Raw genomic sequence first — 18,985 nt, 5'->3', positions numbered from 1 at the left:
GCCCGCGTCCACCCGGCGCACCCGCCTCCCGCGGTCGTTACTGTGGAGCGGACCTGCACGCCCCCGTCGAAGGAGCCCCCATGCCCACCACTGTGCGCGGCGTCATCGCCCGGTCGAAGGGCGCTCCCGTGGAGCTCGTCGACATCGTCGTCCCCGATCCGGGCCCGGGCGAGGCCGTGGTCGACATCGAGACCTGCGGTGTCTGCCACACCGACTTCCACTACCGCGAGGGCGGGATCAGCGACGACTTCCCCTTCCTCCTCGGTCACGAGGCGGCCGGACGGGTCAGCGCGATCGGAGAGGGAGTCACCCATGTCGCGGTCGGCGACTTCGTGGTCCTCAACTGGCGCGCGGTCTGCGGCGAGTGCCGGGCCTGCACCCGGGCCGAGCCCTGGTACTGCTTCGACACCTTCAACGCGACTCAGCGGATGACCCTGGAGGACGGCACCGAGCTCAGCCCCGCCCTCGGGATCGGCGCCTTCGCCGAGAAGACCCTCGTGCACGCGAAGCAGTGCACGAAGGTCGATCCGGAGGCGGACCCCGCCGCGGTGGGCCTGCTCGGCTGCGGGATCATGGCCGGCCTCGGCGCGGCGATGAACACCGGGAACGTGACGCGCGGCGACTCCGTCGCGGTCATCGGCTGCGGAGGAGTCGGCACGGCCGCCGTGGTCGGCGCCGCTCTCGCGGGCGCCGGCACGGTCATCGCGATCGACCGGGACCCCAAGAAGCTGGTCGCGGCCGAGAAGCTCGGCGCCACGCACGTCATCGACTCCAGCGGCCTCGACGAGGCGGGCGTCGTCGCCGCCGTGCAGGCCCTGACGAACGGCTTCGGAGCGGACGTCGTCATCGACGCCGTGGGCCGCCCCGAGACCTGGCGCCAGGCGTTCTACGCCCGCGACCTCGCCGGGACCGTGGTGCTGGTCGGGGTGCCGACTCCTGAGATGACGCTCGAGATCCCCCTGCTCGACGTCTTCGGCCGCGGCGGCTCGCTGAAGTCGAGCTGGTACGGCGACTGCCTGCCGGAGAGGGACTTCCCGATGCTGACCGGCCTCTACCTCCAGGGCCGCCTGCCCCTGGACGAGTTCGTGAGCGAGCGGATCGGGATCGAGGACATCGAGGAGGCCTTCGCCACGATGGCCGGCGGCGACGTGCTCCGCTCGGTGGTGGTGCTCTGATGGGCGCGCGGATCGAGCAGCTCGTCACGAGCGGCACCTTCAGCCTCGACGGCGGCACCTGGGACGTCGACAACAACGTCTGGATCGTCGGCGACGACTCCGAGTGCGTCGTCATCGACGCGGCCCATGACGCGGACGCGATCCTCGCGGCCGTCGGCGAGCGCCGGCTCCTCGCCGTGCTGCTGACCCACGGGCACGACGACCACCTCGACGCGGTCGAGGGAGTCCGCGCTGCGACCGGCGCCCCGGTGCTGCTCCACGAGGCCGACCGGATGCTGTGGGACGCCGTGCACCCCGGTACGGCCCCGAGCGGCGCCCTGGTCGACGGGCGGATCGTGCCCGTCGCCGGCGTCGAGCTCGAGGTGCGGCACACCCCGGGCCACACCCCCGGCGCCGTCTGCTTCGTCGCCGAGGCGCTCGGCACGGTGTTCACCGGCGACACGCTCTTCCAGGGCGGGCCGGGGGCCACCGGCCGCTCGTACAGCGACTTCCCGACGATCATCGACTCGATCACGGAGCGCCTGCTGACGCTGCCCGCCACGACGGTGGTCCGGACCGGCCACGGCGACTCGACGACGATCGGAGCGGAGGCGCCGCACCGCGAGCAGTGGATCGCGCGCGGGCACTGACCGGGCGGGGCGGGGGCGGGCGCGGAGCTGTCGGTCCGCCCGCTACGGCTTTCTGCATGAAAGGGCCGACCGACGGGTGTGGGAATTTCGCAACTGTCGGTCGTGCTCCCTTGTTACCGTGAACAATCGCCGGTACCGTGCGAAGACCACACCGCAGGCGGGATCCCCCGTCCGCCCACCGGTTCGCTGCAGAACCCGAGAGGACACGTCGACGATGACGTCACGACCCCCGGGCGGAGGCAGGCCCTCGCGCCTGCTCGCCGCCACCCTCGCCGCATCCGCGACGATCGCCCTCGCCGCCGGCGCCGCCGTGCCGGTCGCCGTCGCCGCGACAGCGGCGACCACTCCCGCGCAGAGCCTGCTCGCGGACTTCACCTTCGACACCGCCCCGAGCGGAGGCGCCTTCACCGACAGGTCGACCCGTGCCGCCGTGAAGGGCACGCCGACCCTCGTCGCCGGCCGCACCGGGCAGGGCAGCGCCGTCTCGCTGTCGTCCTCGTTCTGGCTCGACCTCACCGCGACCGACGGGCAGCCGCTGCTGAAGGGTCGCGACTCCGTCACTCTGTCGTACGACTCCAAGCCCGCCGCCGCGGACAACGTCGGCTGGTCGGTCTTCGCCGCTCGCTCGGCCGCGACCCAGGACTACGCCCAGGAGAAGTACGTCGGCGTCCTCGACAGGACGAACGGCATCACCGTCGAGCGGTACGCCAACAGCGGCGCCCGCGACTCCTCGGGCAACCTCACCGGCCCGAGCAGCACGGAGTGGAAGCACGTCGATCTCGTGCTGAGCGCCGGCACCGCCCGCCTCTACGTCGACGCGAAGCCCGTCGCCGTCACGACGGCCGGCCCCTCGCTCGCGACGGTCCTCGGATCGACCGGCGGAGTCCTGCAGATCGGCAAGGCCAACTGGGGCGGCGGGGAGTACTTCACCGGACTCCTCGACAATCTGCGCGTCTACGACCGCGCCCTGACCGGGGCCGAGCTGGGCGCGACGAGCAGCACCGTGGCGACCGACCTGCGCGCCGCACTCGACGTCCCCACGACCGTGCTCGGCGACCTGCCCGCGCAGGTCCTCGGGAACACCGTGACGTGGACCGCCTCCGGCGCCGGCGCCGCGCGCGTCTCCTCCACCGGCGCCGTGAACCTCTCGGGCCTCACCGCTCCCGTCGCCGTCCGCCTCCAGGCAGCCGTCGCCGGGCAGACCTACGCGTGGGACAGCACCCTCGCCGTGCCCGGCGGGCGCATCGCCACCTCCGTCAAGACCGTCACCACGACGAACGGAGTGAAGGACGACCCGCTGGCGTACAACGACGACCGCCGCGCGGACTCGCTCTTCACGGCCGCACTGCCCGCCGGCGCGACCACCTGGGAGCCGCTGAACCGCTCGCAGTCGATCCTCTCCGTCCTCAAGGACGGCGATCAGGCGCAGCGCCCGAACGCCCAGATGGGCTCGCCGCTGCTGTTCCGCTCGAAGGACGGCTCGCTCGGCGCGGTCTCGTCGCAGAACAACGCCACGGACTCCGTCTACCTCTGGAGCTCCGCCGACGGCCGCACGTTCCGCGACCAGCGCGTCCTCCGGGTCGCGCCGGGCTCGGTCGTGACCGACCCGCGGATCGTCTTCGACTCCGCCCTCGGCGTCTACAAGCTGTTCTGGACCGATCTGCTCACCACGGAGGGCCGCGTGACGCTGTTCACGGACCTCGCCTCCGGCACCGCTCCCGGAGCGACCACCCGCGCCGACGCCCGCGTCCCCGGTGTCCAGGGCTCGGGTCTCCCCGCCGGGTTCACCCAGGGCCAGGCCGGAGAGACGGCGCTGACCTCGACCGAGTTCAGCACGTTCTACCGCGAGTACGTCGACCTGAAGAACACCGGTGTGAAGTCGCTCAGCGGCTCCGTCGACTCCGGCGCCGGATCCGCTGCGATCGCCGCAGCGCTCCCGGGGCAGGCCGTGATGGAGTACAACGACGGCTCGACCAAGTCGCTCAACGTCGACTGGCAGGACGATCTGACCACCGCCGTCGACACCTCGCGTCCCGGGACCTACCGGGTCACCGGCTCCGTCCAGCAGGACCCCGAGGCGATGGTCAACGAGGCCCGCGCGGATCCGCACGTCTTCTTCAACGAGGACGACGGCTACTACTACCTCACGGGCTCGCACTACGGTCAGGACTCGCTCGGCCCGATCGAGGAGAGCTCCAGCTACCGCAAGATCGGCCTCAAGCGCTCGAAGACCATCGCCGGTCTCGACTCCGCTCCCGAGCAGATCGTGATCGACCCCGACGCCGGCACGCCCGGTCGCCAGAGCCAGTACCCGAACACCTTCTACGGCTGGGGCGGATACATCTGGGCGCAGGAGTTCCACAAGATCAACGGCACCTGGTGGATCGTCGCCGGCATGAACAAGGGCTACGCGCCTGTGGGCGGCTGGTGCGACAACACCGTCCTGATCCCCTACACCGGGACCGACGCCTCGATCGCCGAGGGCGGATTCCTCGACCAGACGAAGTGGGGCGAGCCGGTCGTCCTCGAGGGCGCGGCCTTCGACGTCAGCTACATCGACCGCCAGGAGAACGGCGCCACCCAGGGCTACTGGGTCCTGCCCAACGGCAACACGCTCTCCCTCGCCAAGGCGACGATGGGGCCCAAGGGCACCGTCCCGCTGGTCACCGGTGCGGTCACCCGCATCTACGGCGAGAGCCAGCCGTGGGAGTCGGGCAAGCGCTCGCCGACCCCGTCCGACACCACCGAGGGCAACGACCAGGGCGTCGTCGAGGCGCCGTTCATCGTGTCCAAGGGAGGACGCATGTACCTCACCTACTCGGGCGGAACGGTCGACAAGTACTACTCGCTCGGCCTGCTCACGGCCGACGCGAGTGCCGACCTCCTCAACCCCGCGACGTGGACGCAGACCGCGTTCCCCGTGCTGGACACCGAGGACACCTACCTGGGCCGCCTCGGCGCGGACGAGACGCAGTACTTCTCGCGCCAGCAGGCCGGCACCGGGCACAACTCGTTCGTCGAGGACGAGTCGGGCAACCTGCTCCTCGCCTACCACGCCCGCCCCTACCCGGACCCGCACACGGCGACCGATCCGCAGAACGCGGGCGGCCTGTTCGATTCGGACCGCAACACCTGGTTCAAGGGCGTGAACATCCGCGCGAGCGGCCGGCTCGACCTCTCGCTCTCGAAGGAGCAGGAGGTGGCCTCGGCCAACCGCACCGTCACGGCGACGATCACCGTGAAGGCGCCGGCTGTGCCCGTCACCGCCACTGCAGCGGCTCGCTGCGTCGCGGGCAAGGTGGTCGTCACGCTGACCACTGTCAACAAGGCCGCGTCGACCGCAGACCTCCGCTGGAACACCCTGTGGGGCGCGAAGACGCAGCAGATCGATGCGGGCCGGACCGCCTCGCTGGCCGTGACCACGCGGGCCGCCTCGGTCGCCGCCGGCACCGTCCAGGGGGTCGCCACCGTCGGCAGCGCCTCCGCTCCCGTGAGCGCCGCCTACCCGGCGCTCCGCTGCGGCTGACCTGACCGGGTCCTCCGACCGACGACGCCCGGCCGCCTCTCACCTGAGGGCGGCCGGGCGTCGTCGTTCCGGTCTGCGGTGATGTGCCGGGCGACCGGGTCGCGACCCTCGATGATCTCGGCGGTGCAGCCGGCATCGCGGGAGAAGACCCACCGGATGACGCGGCCGCGTCGGACGACCGGACCGTTGCGATCCACGAACGACTCCCCATCGAGGGGAGGTCGTCGGTCGGCGACGTACGGGGTGTCGTGAGTCGGACGGGAAGAGGCGAGCCGGTCTGCCGCTGCTGCACGAACCGGCCCGCCCCTTCGGCATCGTCTCAGTGGACGAGGGCGGCCTCCGCCTCGTCCCAGGCGGGGTTCAGATCTTCCTTCTTCCCTCGGATGAGGAGGAATCCGGTGAGAGAGGCGGCGACCATGGTCACTGCTGCGGCCAGGAACACGGCCTTGTAGCCGTCGGTGAATGCGGTGAGCTCGGCCGTTCCGGACGCGATGGCGGAGTCCGCGGTGCTCGCGTAGAACACGGTGAACACCGCGAGACCGATGGACCCGCCGATGTGGAAGACGGAGTTGACGACGGCGGAGGCCACTCCGGCGTCCTCGTTCTCGACCCCGAGAAGGGCGAGGTTCTGGACGGGCACGAAGAGCATGGAGAGTCCGATTCCGAGCACGACCAGGGCGGGCAGGACCTGGAGGAAGTAGTTTCCGTCCGGGGTGATGCCGAGGAGCAGGAAGATCCCTGCTGCCGAGACGAGCGGCCCGACGATCATCAGGGGTCGGGGGCCGAACGTGTTGAGGATCTTCGTGGTGACGGGCGAGAACGCCATGATCGCGACGGTCATGGCGAGGTTCGCGAGCCCTGCCATCAGCGGTCCCATTCCGAGCACGATCTGGAAGTAGAACGCGAGCTAGAGGATGGCCCCGATCATCACGGCGCCATTGGCGGCCTGGATCAGGATCGCGCCGCCTCGCACACGACGCAGGATGACGCGCAGGGGCAGCAACGGCTGGTCGACCTTGCGTTCGATGAGCACGAAGACGGTCAGCAGGACGATGCCGAGTGCGAGGAAGGCGACGGTGTCGATCGCGCCCCATCCGTGCTCAGCCCGCGTGAACCCGTAGACGATCGCGCCCAGTCCCAGGGTCACCGTGACGGTTCCCCAGACGTCGTAGCGGTTGTCTCCTTCCGCCTTGCTCTCGCGGAGCACGAGAGCCCCGCCGACGAGGCCGAAGGCGACGAAGACCAGGTTGACGAAGAGGCACCAGCGCCGTCGTCAGGACAGTTCGACACCGAGGGGGTCGGGCCTCACCTTCCGACGTCGGCAGGAGAGGATGGCAAACTGGCGGCCGACGCTGTCGCACCCGCTCGTGCGGCCGCGTCGACACCCTCCGGGCCGCCTCAGCACCCGCCGTCCCTAGCCGCTCACTCGGACCGAGGGAGCGGCGGAATCGATCACGACATGGAATCGAACCCACCCAGCGGTGAGGAGGTCCTGCCCTCTCCTCGGACGTCTCCTCGCGCGACGCGACCCAACAACCGGACTCGGATCCTCGACGCCACGGTACGCGCCGCGGCGCGGGAAGGATCTGTCCGCGTCACGCTCGAAGCGACTGCCGAAGAGGCTGGGCTGACACGCGGCGGAATGATGTACCACTTCCGCGATCGAGCCGATCTCGCCCATGCTCTCCAGGAGCACGTCGCGGCCGGCTGGGAAGCCCAGCTGATCGACGTCGCGGGGAAGACGGCGGACGAGGCCACCTTGACGGAGCGCGTGAGTGCCTACGTCACCGTCGCCCTGACGCCGTCGACGCACATGCAGATCGGACTCCTCCAGGCCACGGGCAGCGACACCGCTCTCCGAGCGCCGGTAGCGGAGGTGCGCCGAAGGTGGACGCCCCCCGCAGAGGAGACCGCGACCGATCCGATCACTCTCCGCCAGTTCATCGCCTGCCTTGCGGCTGACGGCCTGTGGTCACACCACTCCCTCGGAGGCGATCGGATACCGGACGACACTCGAGCCGCGGTGATCTCCGAGATCATCCAGCTCTCCAGCACGGGGTGATGCACGAAGGGCGCGTTCCGGCGTGAGGCGGATCCCGGTCGGAGGAGCTCGACCGGGACCGAGACTCTTCCTTCTGCGGTCGAGGATCAGGACAGGCCTGTCCCCGGACCCGGCTCCTGGGTCGAGGCGAGCCCCAGGCCGGCCTCGCACTGCTGAGGATGCAGCAGGGACGGCGTCCTCGAGGAGCGCCGCCACCGCCTCGCGCCGCGGCAGCACGGTCGCGAGCGCGGCGCCCATGACGGTCGGCGATGCCTCGTGCTGCCCCGGAGCGCTCGGGACGCGGTCGGAGGCGACGCACGTGTCGAAGTCGCTCCACCTGGAGCGTCACCGACACGACCGGTCCGACGACGGCCGACCAGGAGACGTCCCGCGTGCGCCCGCACAGGCACTCCGCTCGTCAGCGGGACAGCAGCGCGACGTGGATCTCCTCGGCGAGGAGGTCCAGCGCTCTCGCGTGGGACGCCAGGAAGGCCCGGCCGTCGCGCGTGATCGAGAAGCGCTCGATGCGCTGCAGTGCGGTCCTCCTGCCTCTCTCCAGGAGCACCAGGCCCCGGCGGGAGAGCCGGAGGAGCCGCTTGCGCACCTCGAGGACCTCGACACGGTCGCCGGAGCGGAGGTCGAGGACTGCTCGCAGGCGGGTCTCGTCGCGGTTCTCTCCGGTCGCGAGCGCGATCAGGATGAAGACGTCGATGCTGCAGTCGAGCCCGCAGGCTCCGCAGCGGTTCGTGCACCGCGCAGAGCGTGCCAGGGACACGAGGAATCGATCGAGGCGCATCACGGGTGTCTCCTGGGGAACGGCGGTCTCCTGCTGCAACGAGAGGAACGGGCCGGACCGGTCACGGTCGGCCCGCATCCGGGAGTCCGCTCAGGAGAGGTTCGCACATCAGCGATCGGTCCGGACAGCAGGATCCGGCCCGATCGCCGCCCCGGTCCGCAGCCGGTGGTGATGCCGCCGCGGCGGGATCGTCGGGCGATCAGGGTCGAGGACCCGTCCGTACGGCGCAGGGGGGCTCAGGAGAGAGGGAGGGCGTTGCCGTTGATCAGCAGGAGGTCGTGTCCTCCGACGGCAGCTGCGCTCCCGGCCGCTCCGTCGTCCTTCTCCTCGGTGAGGGGGTGCGACTGCACGACCTTCGTCAGCACGAGCCCGGTGGTCGGGACGGTCCTGGTTCTCACTCTGTGGTGCATCTCGTCGGTCGTCCTCCAGAGGTGGCGGCGCTGCAGGTCGGGCGCAGTGCCGGTCGGGGCGGGACAGCGGAGGAGCGGGCGATCGTGGCGCCCGCTCCCCCGCCTTCTCAACGGCAGCTGCGTGCCGAGTAGTCGACGCTCGTCTGCGTGCTGATGGTCTTCCCGTCGACGACGGCCTTTCCTGTCGCGGCCACCGACCCCGCGGGGATCGAGACCGCTCGGGTGGTGACGGCGCTCGACGCGGACGATCCCGGAGCGACTCCGGTCACGGTCTTCGAGCCGAAGGCGGTGACGGTCGTGATGTCCATGATCGAGCGGCTGTCGTTCTTGACCACAGTGGTCAGGACGACCTTCCCGCTGACGCAGCGGGTCGACGCCGTGGCGGTCACGGTCAGCGGCGACGTGACGGTGACCTTCGCGGTCACAGTCCGGTTCGCGGGTGCGACCTCCTCCGTCGGCGTCAGATCGAAGACCGGCCGGCCGTCGGCGGCGTAGTGGATGCGGGCGAGACGGGTGTCGCGGCCGTCACCCCCGACTCCGTTGCCCCAGGTGTGGTAGACGTACACGTCGTTGCCGTCCTCGTCCTGGGTGACGGCTCCGTGGCCGGGACCCTGCTCGTAGGTGCGGTAGTCGAGGACGCCGTCGGGCATGGGAACGCTCTGCAGGAGCGGGGCGTCGTACTTGGTCCAGCTCGCGATGTCGGTCAGGTCACTGCCCTCCTTCGCCCAGGCGCCGCCCACGATGTACTTCGGGCTGACGCCGCTGCTGGAGTAGACGAGCGTGATCCTCCCGTCGCGCTGGATCGCGAACGCTCCCTCGGACAGGTGGTCCTCGAACGTCAGCGAGGGCACGATGATCGGGGTCGGCTCGCCGATGACGCGGGTGGGGTTGGCGGGATCGACCTTGGCGATCCAGGTCGCCGGGTCGCTCACTCCGTTGTCGACGTAGCGCTGGGACCAGGCGTAGTACGCAGTTCCACCGGACTCGAAGTAGGTCATGTCGAGGCTGATGTTGCGTCCCGTGCCGGGGCGTCCGAGGGCGCTCCCATCGCTCTTCACGACGGCGCGCGGCGCGCTCCAGTCGGAGGGGTTCGCGGGGTCCCCGCCGTCGCGCAGCTGCATGATGTGCGCCTGCACCGTGAACCACTGACCGTTCTGGTTCGACTGGTCGTTGTCCGGGTTGAAGCACGGGGCGAACAGGATGGAGAGCTTGCCGCCGATCTCGTGGATCTCGGGGGCCCAGTAGCAGCCCGCGATCACCTTGCCCTCGGCGGTGCGGTCCATCCGCGTGGTGCGGTTGAGGAGGTCCACCTCACGGGCTCGTCCGCCGTTGTCGTCGCTGAGCTGGTCGATGCTGTCGGCGACCCGGATCGGCAGGTGCTGCGAGGCGACGTTGTTGTTGTTCGTGTCGTCCGTGGCGGTGAAGAGGTACTGCGTCTTCCCGTTGCGCTCGTAGCGGTAGATCGTCGGATCCGCGCGGTTGTAGGCGAACGGCTCGTTGTACTGCCGCTGGCGGACGGTCCCGGAGAGGTCGTACGTTCCCGGGCCCTTCGCGGCGAGGTCGGCGAGCTGCTGCTGGTTCCAGTCGATGCCGAGGCTGCCGGTCGAGCCGTCGTTGTAGGAGAGCTGCGCCTTCACTCCGGACAGGGCGGAGGTGTCGCCCTGATCGATCGTCTGCGGTGCGACCGAGGATCCGGTGTTGACCGTGCGGCCGAACTTCTTCACGAGCGAGTCGGCGACGGAGCCGGAGACCGTCAGCGCGCCGCCCGGCAGAGCGTCGGCGACGCGGCCCGGGACTCCGGAGAGGTCGGGAGCGGCGACGGTGGCGGGGCTTCCTCCGAGGACCGCACCGCGGTTCCCGTCGGTCACGACGACGCTGCGACGGCCGCCGTCCTTCGGCCAGAACGCCTGCGCGCGGAGCTCGGTGCGGGCGAGGTCAGTGACGGTCGTGTACTTCGCCGCCCCGGAGGAATCGGTCCAGGAGACGAGGTAGCGGTTCTGGTCCGTGTCGAAGACGGCCTTCGGCGCGACGACGCCGCCGGTGGTGCCGAGGTCGATGACGCCGAGCTCGGTGAAGTCGGACGCGGTGGCGTCCGTGGCCTTGAAGATCAGAGCGCTCGAGGCCCCGGTGCCGTCGGACGCGCCCGACTGCAGGACGCGCGTGGCGATCACGCCGACGGTGCCGTCGGCGAAGGTGAACAGCGAGGGGTTCGCGAGGCCGCGGTTGTCGGCCTTGTCGGTTCCGAGGAAGACCCCGTCGGCGAAGAGGACTCCCGAGTTGCCCGAGAGCGGTGCTGCGTCGGCGACGGACGAGCCGAGTGCCAGGTGGAGGCCGCGGGCGATCGTGTCCTGGTTCGCCTTGTCCTCGCCGGTCGGCGTCCGGGTGTACGACACCACGGTCTTCGCCGTGGAGGCGCTGAGGACGGTGGTGCGGAAGGTCTTCGTCAGCGTGGTGGCGCCGACCTTCACGGAGGCGGTGAGCGCGAGTGCCCGGTCGGTCGCCGAGTCGTTCACGAGGCGGCTGCCGGACAGGCCGGCACCGTCCGCGCTCCACGACACGGTGTAGCCGGCGACCGTGGGAAGAGCGGTTCCGGAGGCGACGGTCGGCGGGACGACGAGGGCGGTGCGCAGGCGCGCCGTGGCGTCGGCCTCGGTGTCGGCGGCGACGGTGACGGTTCGCGCGGTGCCGGTGGCGGCGGATCCGGCGAACGTCGCGGTCGGGGTCAGGGTCACGGTGGCGTTCGCCGAGCCGGGTGCCGGGCGGCGCACGGAGCCGTCGGTGCCGATCACCGCGGGGTCGCTGCTCGCCCAGGTGAGGACGGAGCCGCCCGCGCCGCGGGTCGGGAGGGAGAGGTCGCTGGTGACGGGTCCGGTCACGGCGATGGTCGCCGCGGCGGCGTCCGATGCAGCGATCGCGGCAGCGGCCGGAGCCGCGTCCTCGCGCACCTGGTCCTGGGTCAGTGCGGAGGAGTAGACGTGCACGTCGTCCATCGCCCCGCCGAAGAGAGGGTCGGGGCCGTAGAACGACTTGCCGAGGAGGCCGGAGAAGGCGGAGGTGCCGACAGTCGCCGCTCCGGTCGCGGAGGTCGGGGTGGTCTGGGCGAGCCGGCCGTCGACGTAGGTCGAGACGCTGACGCCGCTGCGCAGGACCACGGCGACGTGGCTCCAGCGGCCGGTGGCGGCGGGACCGGAGTCGGCCGCGCGCTGCTCCGAGCCGTTCTTCACGGCACCGATCAGGCTGCTTCCGCACTGGGGCGTGGTGAAGAGGTACCGCTCGGTCGACTGCCCGAGCGCGTACGCCCAGCTGCAGTTCTGGTTCCCCTCCCAGCGCAGCCAGGCCGACATGGTCACGTCGGTGGTGGCCGCCGTGGTCAGTCCCGGCGCGATCTCGGCGTAGGCGGCGGAGCTGCCTGCGGCGCCGCCGGGGAGGCGGAGTGCGCGGTCGGTGCCGCCGCGCGGACCGGCGACGGTCGTCGCTCCGGTCCCGCGCACGGTGGCGGAGCGGCCGGCAGCGGAGTCGGTCAGGGTCGTGCCCGCGCCCACGGCGGAGCCGACGGCGGCGGACGAGGAGAAGTCGTAGGAGAGGACCGGGCTGGGCACCGCGGCCTGTGCGGGTGCCGCGCCGAGCGCAGCCCCTCCCGCTGTCAGGCTCGCGGCGACCAGGAGGGCCGTCGTGCGTCGGAACCGCATTGTTCGTCTACTTCCGTGGGAGAGGTGGATGCGGGGAGCACGGACCCAGGGTCCATGCTCCCCTGCTCCGGTGGCCGGAGGCCCCGGAACGGAGGAGGTCAGGGGAGGGGCGGCTGGACGCCGCCCCTCCCCTGTCACCGGCCTAGCGGCAGGTGAGCGCCGAGTACGGCGCGGTGGCCGTCCTGGTGCCGTTCGCGTCCTTCGAGGCGACGCTCACCTCGCCCGCGGTGACCGAGGTCGCCCGGGTGGTGAAGGCGGCGGACACGGACTTGCCGGGAGCGACCCCGGCGAAGGTCCTGCTCCCCCACTGCGAGCCGACGGTCATCTCGACCGTGGAGCCGCTCGTGTTGGTGCCGGTCGCGGTGACCGTCACCTTGCCGGCGACGCAGCGGCTCGCGGCCGAGGCCGTCAGCGACGGTCCGGGAGGAGCCGTGGCGGTGATGGTGGCGATGGCCGGCGTCGCTGCCGAGTTGGCGAGCTGTCCGCGCACCTGCACGGTGTCGCCCGCCTTCTTCAGCGAGCTGAGATCGGCGGTCGCCCACGTCACGGCGACCGTCTCACGGTGGCCGTCCTTGAACGTCGCGCCCACCGTGGCGGGCAGGTCGACGGTGGTCGATCCGGCCTGAACGGTCCGCGCCACGGCGTCGATCGAGGTCACCAGGAGCGACGGGTTCCACTTCGCGGCGAGCCCGTCGCGCTCCTTCGCAGTGATGGAGACGACGGATCCGTGGCGGGGCGACGTCGGCAGCGAGAAGCTGCTGGGGATCGTCCACTGGATGTCGCCCTCGAGCGAGTTCGTGCCGAGCGGGATGTAGCCGCGTCCGCCGTAGTTGTCGGTCCAGAGGAAGTACTTGTACCCCGCCCGGTCGCCCTCGTTGGTCTTGAAGATCTCGGGACCCTCGACCTCCGGCGTTCCGGCGGTGCGGCCGATGCAGGTGTCGATGAGGCTCCACGCACCGGAGGCGGTGGTGGCGCGGAGGTTCGTCGACTTCTGTCCGATGATGTCGGGCGAGGGGCAGCCGCTGGTCTGGGTCGCCTTCGTGAAGCGGTAGTAGGTGTCGCCGTCCTTGAGCATCGTGGCGTCGATCAGTCCGTTGCTCTTGTTGAGCGAGGGGACGTCAGCGGCCTTGAACCAGACCTCGGGGGTGGTGAAGTCGCGGAAGTCGCGGGTGGTGGACGTGAGGATCTGCGGTCCGTTGCCGTCCTCGACGTTGCGCGTGCTGTCGGTGAAGAGGGCCGAGGTCCAGTAGACGACGTAGGCGTCGATGGTGGGGTCGTAGGTGGCCTCCGGTGCCCAGGTCATGCCCGCGTTGGGCAGGTTGACCTCGACGTGGCGCTGCTGGCCCCAGTTGACGAGGTCCGTGGACTCCCAGATCTCGAGGTAGCGGCTGCCGCGGTTGGTCGATCCGCCGAAGCCGGTGGTGCCGACGGAGAGGTCGGTGGCCATCAGGAAGAAGCGGTCGCCCTCCTTCGAGCGGAAGACGAACGGGTCGCGCAGCCCCTTCGTGCCCATGGTGGAGGTGAGGATCGGCTGGGCGTCGTTCAGGGTCTTCCACGTGAGCGAGTCGTTGCCGTCGGAGGTCGCGAAGCGGATCTTCTCGCCTTCGATGCTGTCGCCGGTGAAGTACGCGAACAGGTACGCGTCGAGGTCGCTCGCGGCCACGGGAGCCGCGGCCGGAACGGTGCGCGTGAGCGTCCGCACGAGGGGCGTGGTGCCGGGCACCGTGACCGTCGCGGTGAGGGTGACGGTGGTGTCGGCGGACGGGCGCGTGAGCGAGCCCTTCGCGACGACGTTCGGCGCGGTGCCCTTGTCGGCGGAGGTGATGACGGCCTCGTTCGACGAGGTCCAGCTGACCACGGCGCTGGAGCTGTTCGCGCGCGCGGCGGTGGCGGCGACGTCGGCTCCGGTCGAGGGCAGGTTCAGGCTGCCGCGCACCGGTCCGGCGAGAGCGGGATCGTTGCTGATGCCGTCGGCGACGGCCCGGGCGAGCTCGGCCTCGGCGCTGTCACCGGCGGCGTACGCCGGGACGAACACGGTGGTGGCACGGCCGACGACGGTGATGCCGCCGTGGACGGCGGTCGGGGTCAGCGTGACGGTGGCGTCCGGGCTGCCCGCGGCGGGCCGGGTGACGACGCCGCTGGTGCTGACGACGCCGGGGGCGCTCGACGTCCAGGTGATCGTGGAGCCGTTGGCGCCGGTCGTGGGGAGGGCGAGGTTCGAGGTCACGTTCGAGGTGTCGCCGAGCGAGACGGCGGCGTCCTGGTTCGCGAGAACCGAGTGCACGGATGCGGCGCTCTGCTGCACCTGGCCGGCGGTGAGCGCGGAGGTCCAGACCTGCATGTCGTCGATGGCACCGGCCCAGTAGGCGTCCGCGCCGTAGAACGATTTGCCGAGGAAGCCGGAGAACGTGGACGTGCCGATCGCGGACGCGGCGGTGAAGGTCGTGCTGCCCTGGCCGACGAGAGCTCCGTCGAAGTAGGTCGAGACCGACTGGCCGCCCTTGACGACGACCGCCATGTGCACCCAGCGGTTCGCGGCGATCGGAGTGTTGCCTGCGGCCCGCACCTCGGAGCCGCTCTTGATCGCGCCGAAGCCGGCCGGTCCGCACTTCGTGGTGGAGAGGACGTGGGAGTCGACGCTGGAGCCGAGCGTGAAGGGCCAGGTGCAGTCCGGAGCACCGCTCCAGCGCAGCCAGGCGGACATCGTGACGTCCTGCGTGCCGGCGGGGATCAGGCCCGGGGCGATCCGGACGTGCGGCGCGGCCGACGTGCTCGATCCGCCCGGGAGCGAGAGAGCGCGGTCGGTGGAGGCGCCGGAGGGACCCGCGACGCTGGTCGCGCCGGAGTTGATCAGGGTGCCGGGGTGGTTGCCCGGAGCGGAGTCGGCGACGACGGCTCCATTGGCGAGCGTCGCGCCGATGCCGTCGAACGAGTACTGCAGCGCGGGAGCGGGGACGGTCTCTGCGGCGCCGGCGGCGCCGATCGGTCCGAGTACGCCGCCGAGGCAGGCGATGGCGAGCGTCAGCGCGGCGCCCGCTCGGGGGAGGCGTGAGCGCCGGGTGCGCTCCTGCCGGGGGGTTCGTGACATGGGGGGTCCTTCAGGTGAGGGGTCGGAGGGGGAGGACGGAGCCCGCGCGATCGGCCGGCGGAGTGGTGAGTCCGGCGTCCGTCTGGCGGGGAGGGAATCGCCGGAAGGCGGCCCGGGACGCGGGCCTGGCGACCCGTGATCGGGAGGCGGAGGTCGACGTGGGTGCGAGGACGAGACGTCGCGCGCTGCGGGCGCCGACCGCGGTCACCGCGTGGAAGGTGTCGGCCGGGCCGACAGTCATCGGGGCCGGGCGTGGGCCTGCGGCGGGAGGGTGCGGCGGGAGGGTGGTGCTGTCGTCATCATCGACGTTCCTCTCAGGTTCGCCTTCGAACCGGTCGGAGTGGGACGCGAGGCGCGAGGACGCGCTTGCCCACTTCAGGTGACACCGTACCGACTTTTGTTAACGGTAACAATGGCGGATTCCCGGGCGATGCCGCAGCGACGGCGGGTGTGAGCGCTCTCTCCCTGCGAGCACGGGGATCCGCGTGGACGGATCACCCTCGCCCGGCGGGGCTCGGACCGGATCCGCTCGAGACCGGCACTTGACACCGGCTCCGCGACCGGTCGATGGTTGTCCACGTCAACATGCAGGTCGTGATCAGCTTCCCATCCCACTCGGAGCGTCGGCGCTGACGCGTCCCGCGGCGGGACGACCGGATCACCATCCCGGTCGCTCCGGCGCATCCTCTGCCGTGCTCCGATCCCTTCGGACACGGCTCCTTCCTGCGACCCTCATCCGCGTCCCTTCGGGGACGCCGGATGTCTGTGAAAGGCACCCATGTCCCGGACAACGAAGTCCCACCCCTCCAAGCGCCTGATCGGCGCCCTGATCGCGGCCGTCGTCGGCATCACGACCTTCGGCATCAGCTCGCCCGCCTCTGCAGCCACCGCCCCGGTCGGCCTCGGATCGGCGCAGGAGATCCGCAACCAGCACAGCAGCATGTGTCTCGACGACTTCGACTTCGGCACTCAGCCCGGAGCCGAGGTGCGGCAGTGGAGCTGCACCGAGGGGAGCAACCAGCGCTGGCAGGTCACCGACCTCGGCACCGGCTACGCCGAGATCAAGAACACCTTCAGCAACCTCTGCCTCGACAACTTCGACTTCGGCACCACTCCGGGCTCGGAGGTGCGGCAGTGGAGCTGCAACGGAAGCACCGCCCAGCAGTGGCGGATCACCTCCGTCGGCGGAGGCTACGCCGAGATCGCTAATCGGCACAGCGACCTCTGCCTCGACAACAAGGACTTCCGCCAGATCGACGGCTCCCCCATTCAGCAGTGGACCTGCACCGGCTCCAAGGCCCAGCGCTGGGCACTGACCGATCCGACCGTGCAGAAGATCACCTGGACGCTGAACCGCGTCGCGAGCCCGACCGCGGACGAGGCCGACGCCTACGCCCGCATCACCGACGCGATGGACCGCGCCGTGGCGCGCTACAACCGCCTCAGCAACATCTCCCGCTCCCTGACCGTCTCGTACAGCCCCGGAACCCCGACGGCCGATGCGAACATCTACGGCCAGATCCGCTTCGGCAAGGAGCGCGTCTACATGGTGGAGGGCACCGCCATGCACGAGATCTCGCACACCGTGGGCTTGGGCACGTCGACCACCTTCAACACGAACTGCGAGAACAGCAGCTGGGACTCGGCCCTGGCACTGCTGCGCACCTGGGACGGACCGGACGCGACAATCCAGTGCACCCCGGGTCACATCTTGAACTACGGCCTCAACTACAACAGCGAGTTCAGCCAGCTGAACCTCGAGCGCCACGTGAAGCTGGTGCAGTCCATGCTCAGTGACGGCATGTAGCCGTCACTCGAGGCACGCCCGAACGAGCATCCTCGCCGCCCCTCGCGGGCGGCCGGCGCCGGCGGGGCGGGGAACCAGAGCCCTCCCCCCCCGCCGGCGCCGCATGCCCCGATGTCTCCCTCCGGAGGCGCGGGGCAGCGGAGCGCTCGGGAGTCGAGGAGGGCCCCTCGACCGGGTGGTCGCAGCCGACGTGCCGGACGCCGCACCCTGGGGAGGGGGCATCCGGCACGTCCCCCTCGTGTCCGCGCCGTCCGGTCCGCCGGACCCCCCGGAGGCGCATGACGGGCGGCGTCTGCGGGCGCTAGCGGTTCTGCTCGACGGTGCTCGGCGCGGTCCGGTGCGTCTCCGGCGCCTCCGTGCGGACGGGCTCCGCCTCCCCGCTCGCCGCGGCCTCCCGCAGGTACTGCGCCGACATGACGCGGTAGGAGCGGGTGAGCATCGCCGCGCCGGCCGCGATGATCATGACGACTCCGCCGACCAGGAACACCAGCGCGATCCCCCGGCCGATGCCGTCGCCGAGCAGCCCGCCGAACGCCGAGCGCCCGGCCGGCGACTCCATGTACGGGATGAGCGCGAACTCGGCGATCGGGGCGATGAGGAACGACGTGATCGGAGCGGCGGCCGACTCGAACGCCGCCGCGAAGCCGAAGACGCGCCCCTGGGTCTCGAAGGGGACGACCTTCTGGATCACCGTCTGCTCGGCGGCCTCGACCGCCGGGATCAGGGTCATGTAGATCCAGATGCCGCCGGCGTAGAGCCACCACCAGTCGCGGAGGGTGAAGACCGCGCCGATCAGGCCCATCGCCATCACGAGCAGCAGCATCGTCCGGATCGGGTTCCTCCCGAGACCGAACCTCGCGACGAGCAGACCGCCGATGACGAAACCGGTCGCCGTCACTCCGAGCACCACGCCCCACAGCTCGACCGGGAACAGCTCGAGGCCGTACGGGTCCATCAGCGCCATGTAGACGCCGCCGATCAGGTTGTTGAACGTCGAGAAGACGATGAGCGCGAACAGCCCGGTCGCCGCCCGCACCGCGGTGATGCTGCCGCGGAGATCGATCAGCGGCGCCCTCTCCCCCGTCGGCGCGGGCCGGTCCTCCGGGATGCGCAGGAAGAGGAGGTGCAGGAGCGCGGCGGTGGAGAGGCCGATCGCGATCACCAGCGTCCACCCCATGCCGAGCAGGCCGATGGCGAGCCCGCTGAAGACGCTCGTCACCACGAAGGCGAGGCCCTGGACCGTGCCGACGAGGCCGTTCGCGCGGGCGTGCCCCTCCACCGGGACCAGCAGGGTCACCGTCGTGGACAGGGCGATGTTGCGCATGTTCTCGATGACGGCGCCGAAGAGGATCGTGCCCGAGAACACCCAGAACCACGGGGCGCGGAAGTCCAGGAGCGCCGCCTCGGGCAGCGCGAGGAAGAGACCGCCTGCGACGCCGAAGGACACCAGCGTGACCGCGCCGGCGAACACCATGACGCGGAACTTGCGGTGCCGGTCCACGATCGTGCCGAAGGCCATCGCGAAGACCGCGACGAGCAGCATGTAGGCGCCGCCGATGATCCCGGTCGCCAGGACGGAGCGCGTCTCGAGGTACACCCAGAACGTGAGCGCGAACCAGAGGAAGCTCGTCGTCACGTTCGCGACGGCGGTGTTGAGGAGGATCTGGTGGAAGTCGCGGAGCCTCGTCGAGGTGTCGGCGTCGGCTCCGGGCACGGGGGCGGTCGAGGACACGGCTTCCCTCCGCTCGCGACGGCGCCGTCGGTCCCGCGGCGGGAGTCGAGGGTCGTCGCAGCCACTGTAGGACCGCGCCGTCGGCGAGTCGA

At 70.9% G+C, this 18,985-nt stretch carries 12 protein-coding genes; 5 read left to right on the top strand and 7 right to left on the bottom strand.

Translation table 11 applies throughout. The features are described 5' to 3' along the window. Positions 1 to 80 precede the first annotated feature (80 nt). From C5C50_RS04660 to C5C50_RS04650, 3 genes are all read left to right on the top strand, one after another. On the top strand, positions 81 to 1,175 hold the full coding sequence (locus tag C5C50_RS04660; protein WP_104226021.1) for an S-(hydroxymethyl)mycothiol dehydrogenase: 1,095 nt from the start codon (positions 81 to 83) through the stop codon (positions 1,173 to 1,175). After that, complete coding sequence (locus tag C5C50_RS04655) at positions 1,175 to 1,804, top strand: MBL fold metallo-hydrolase (protein ID WP_104272964.1); 630 nt, start codon at positions 1,175 to 1,177, stop codon at positions 1,802 to 1,804. The genes C5C50_RS04660 and C5C50_RS04655 overlap by 1 nt, the downstream gene beginning before the upstream one ends. 214 nt (positions 1,805 to 2,018) lie before the next feature. Further along, a complete protein-coding gene (locus C5C50_RS04650; RefSeq protein ID WP_104261158.1) occupies positions 2,019 to 5,330 on the top strand; it encodes a family 43 glycosylhydrolase in 3,312 nt (1,103 codons plus the stop codon). 319 nt (positions 5,331 to 5,649) lie between these two features. Here the strand turns inward: C5C50_RS04650 and C5C50_RS04640 are convergent, their stop codons facing one another. Together C5C50_RS04640 and C5C50_RS04635 are read right to left on the bottom strand one after the other, a co-directional pair. After that, positions 5,650 to 6,207, bottom strand: coding sequence for an MFS transporter (locus C5C50_RS04640; RefSeq protein ID WP_104272963.1), 558 nt, complete (start codon positions 6,205 to 6,207; stop codon positions 5,650 to 5,652). A 30-nt stretch (positions 6,208 to 6,237) separates the two neighbouring features. Then, positions 6,238 to 6,537, bottom strand: a complete 300-nt coding sequence (locus tag C5C50_RS04635) for a hypothetical protein (RefSeq protein WP_104272962.1) — start codon at positions 6,535 to 6,537, stop codon at positions 6,238 to 6,240. A gap of 252 nt (positions 6,538 to 6,789) precedes the next feature. On the opposite strand from C5C50_RS04635, the gene C5C50_RS04630 reads away from it, so the two are divergent. After that, complete coding sequence (locus C5C50_RS04630; RefSeq protein ID WP_104272961.1) at positions 6,790 to 7,392, top strand: TetR/AcrR family transcriptional regulator; 603 nt, start codon at positions 6,790 to 6,792, stop codon at positions 7,390 to 7,392. A 397-nt stretch (positions 7,393 to 7,789) separates the two neighbouring features. On the opposite strand, the gene C5C50_RS04625 is transcribed toward C5C50_RS04630, so the two are convergent. The 4 genes from C5C50_RS04625 to C5C50_RS04615 form a co-directional block, all read right to left on the bottom strand. Then, positions 7,790 to 8,170, bottom strand: a complete 381-nt coding sequence (locus C5C50_RS04625) for a hypothetical protein (RefSeq protein ID WP_104249689.1) — start codon at positions 8,168 to 8,170, stop codon at positions 7,790 to 7,792. 233 nt (positions 8,171 to 8,403) lie between these two features. Beyond that, positions 8,404 to 8,565, bottom strand: coding sequence for a hypothetical protein (locus C5C50_RS16870; protein WP_181027229.1), 162 nt, complete (start codon positions 8,563 to 8,565; stop codon positions 8,404 to 8,406). A 119-nt stretch (positions 8,566 to 8,684) separates the two neighbouring features. Next, positions 8,685 to 12,266 (bottom strand): family 43 glycosylhydrolase, encoded by a 3,582-nt coding sequence (locus C5C50_RS04620; protein ID WP_104272959.1) that lies wholly within the window; start codon positions 12,264 to 12,266, stop codon positions 8,685 to 8,687. A 142-nt stretch (positions 12,267 to 12,408) separates the two neighbouring features. After that, positions 12,409 to 15,354, bottom strand: a complete 2,946-nt coding sequence (locus tag C5C50_RS04615; RefSeq protein WP_104272958.1) for an immunoglobulin-like domain-containing protein — start codon at positions 15,352 to 15,354, stop codon at positions 12,409 to 12,411. A gap of 778 nt (positions 15,355 to 16,132) precedes the next feature. On the opposite strand from C5C50_RS04615, the gene C5C50_RS04610 reads away from it, so the two are divergent. Then, positions 16,133 to 17,161, top strand: a complete 1,029-nt coding sequence (locus C5C50_RS04610) for an RICIN domain-containing protein (RefSeq protein WP_104226029.1) — start codon at positions 16,133 to 16,135, stop codon at positions 17,159 to 17,161. A gap of 301 nt (positions 17,162 to 17,462) precedes the next feature. On the opposite strand, the gene C5C50_RS04605 is transcribed toward C5C50_RS04610, so the two are convergent. Next, entirely contained in the window at positions 17,463 to 18,893 is a 1,431-nt protein-coding gene (locus tag C5C50_RS04605) for an MFS transporter (RefSeq protein WP_374954493.1), read from the bottom strand. Between the last annotated feature and the right edge of the window lie 92 nt (positions 18,894 to 18,985).

Source organism: Rathayibacter sp. AY1D9, from assembly GCF_002932395.1.
Lineage (GTDB): Bacteria > Actinomycetota > Actinomycetes > Actinomycetales > Microbacteriaceae > Rathayibacter.
The sequence above is the reverse complement of the archived record's forward strand: the minus strand, read 5'-3'. Positions and strand labels throughout refer to the sequence as shown.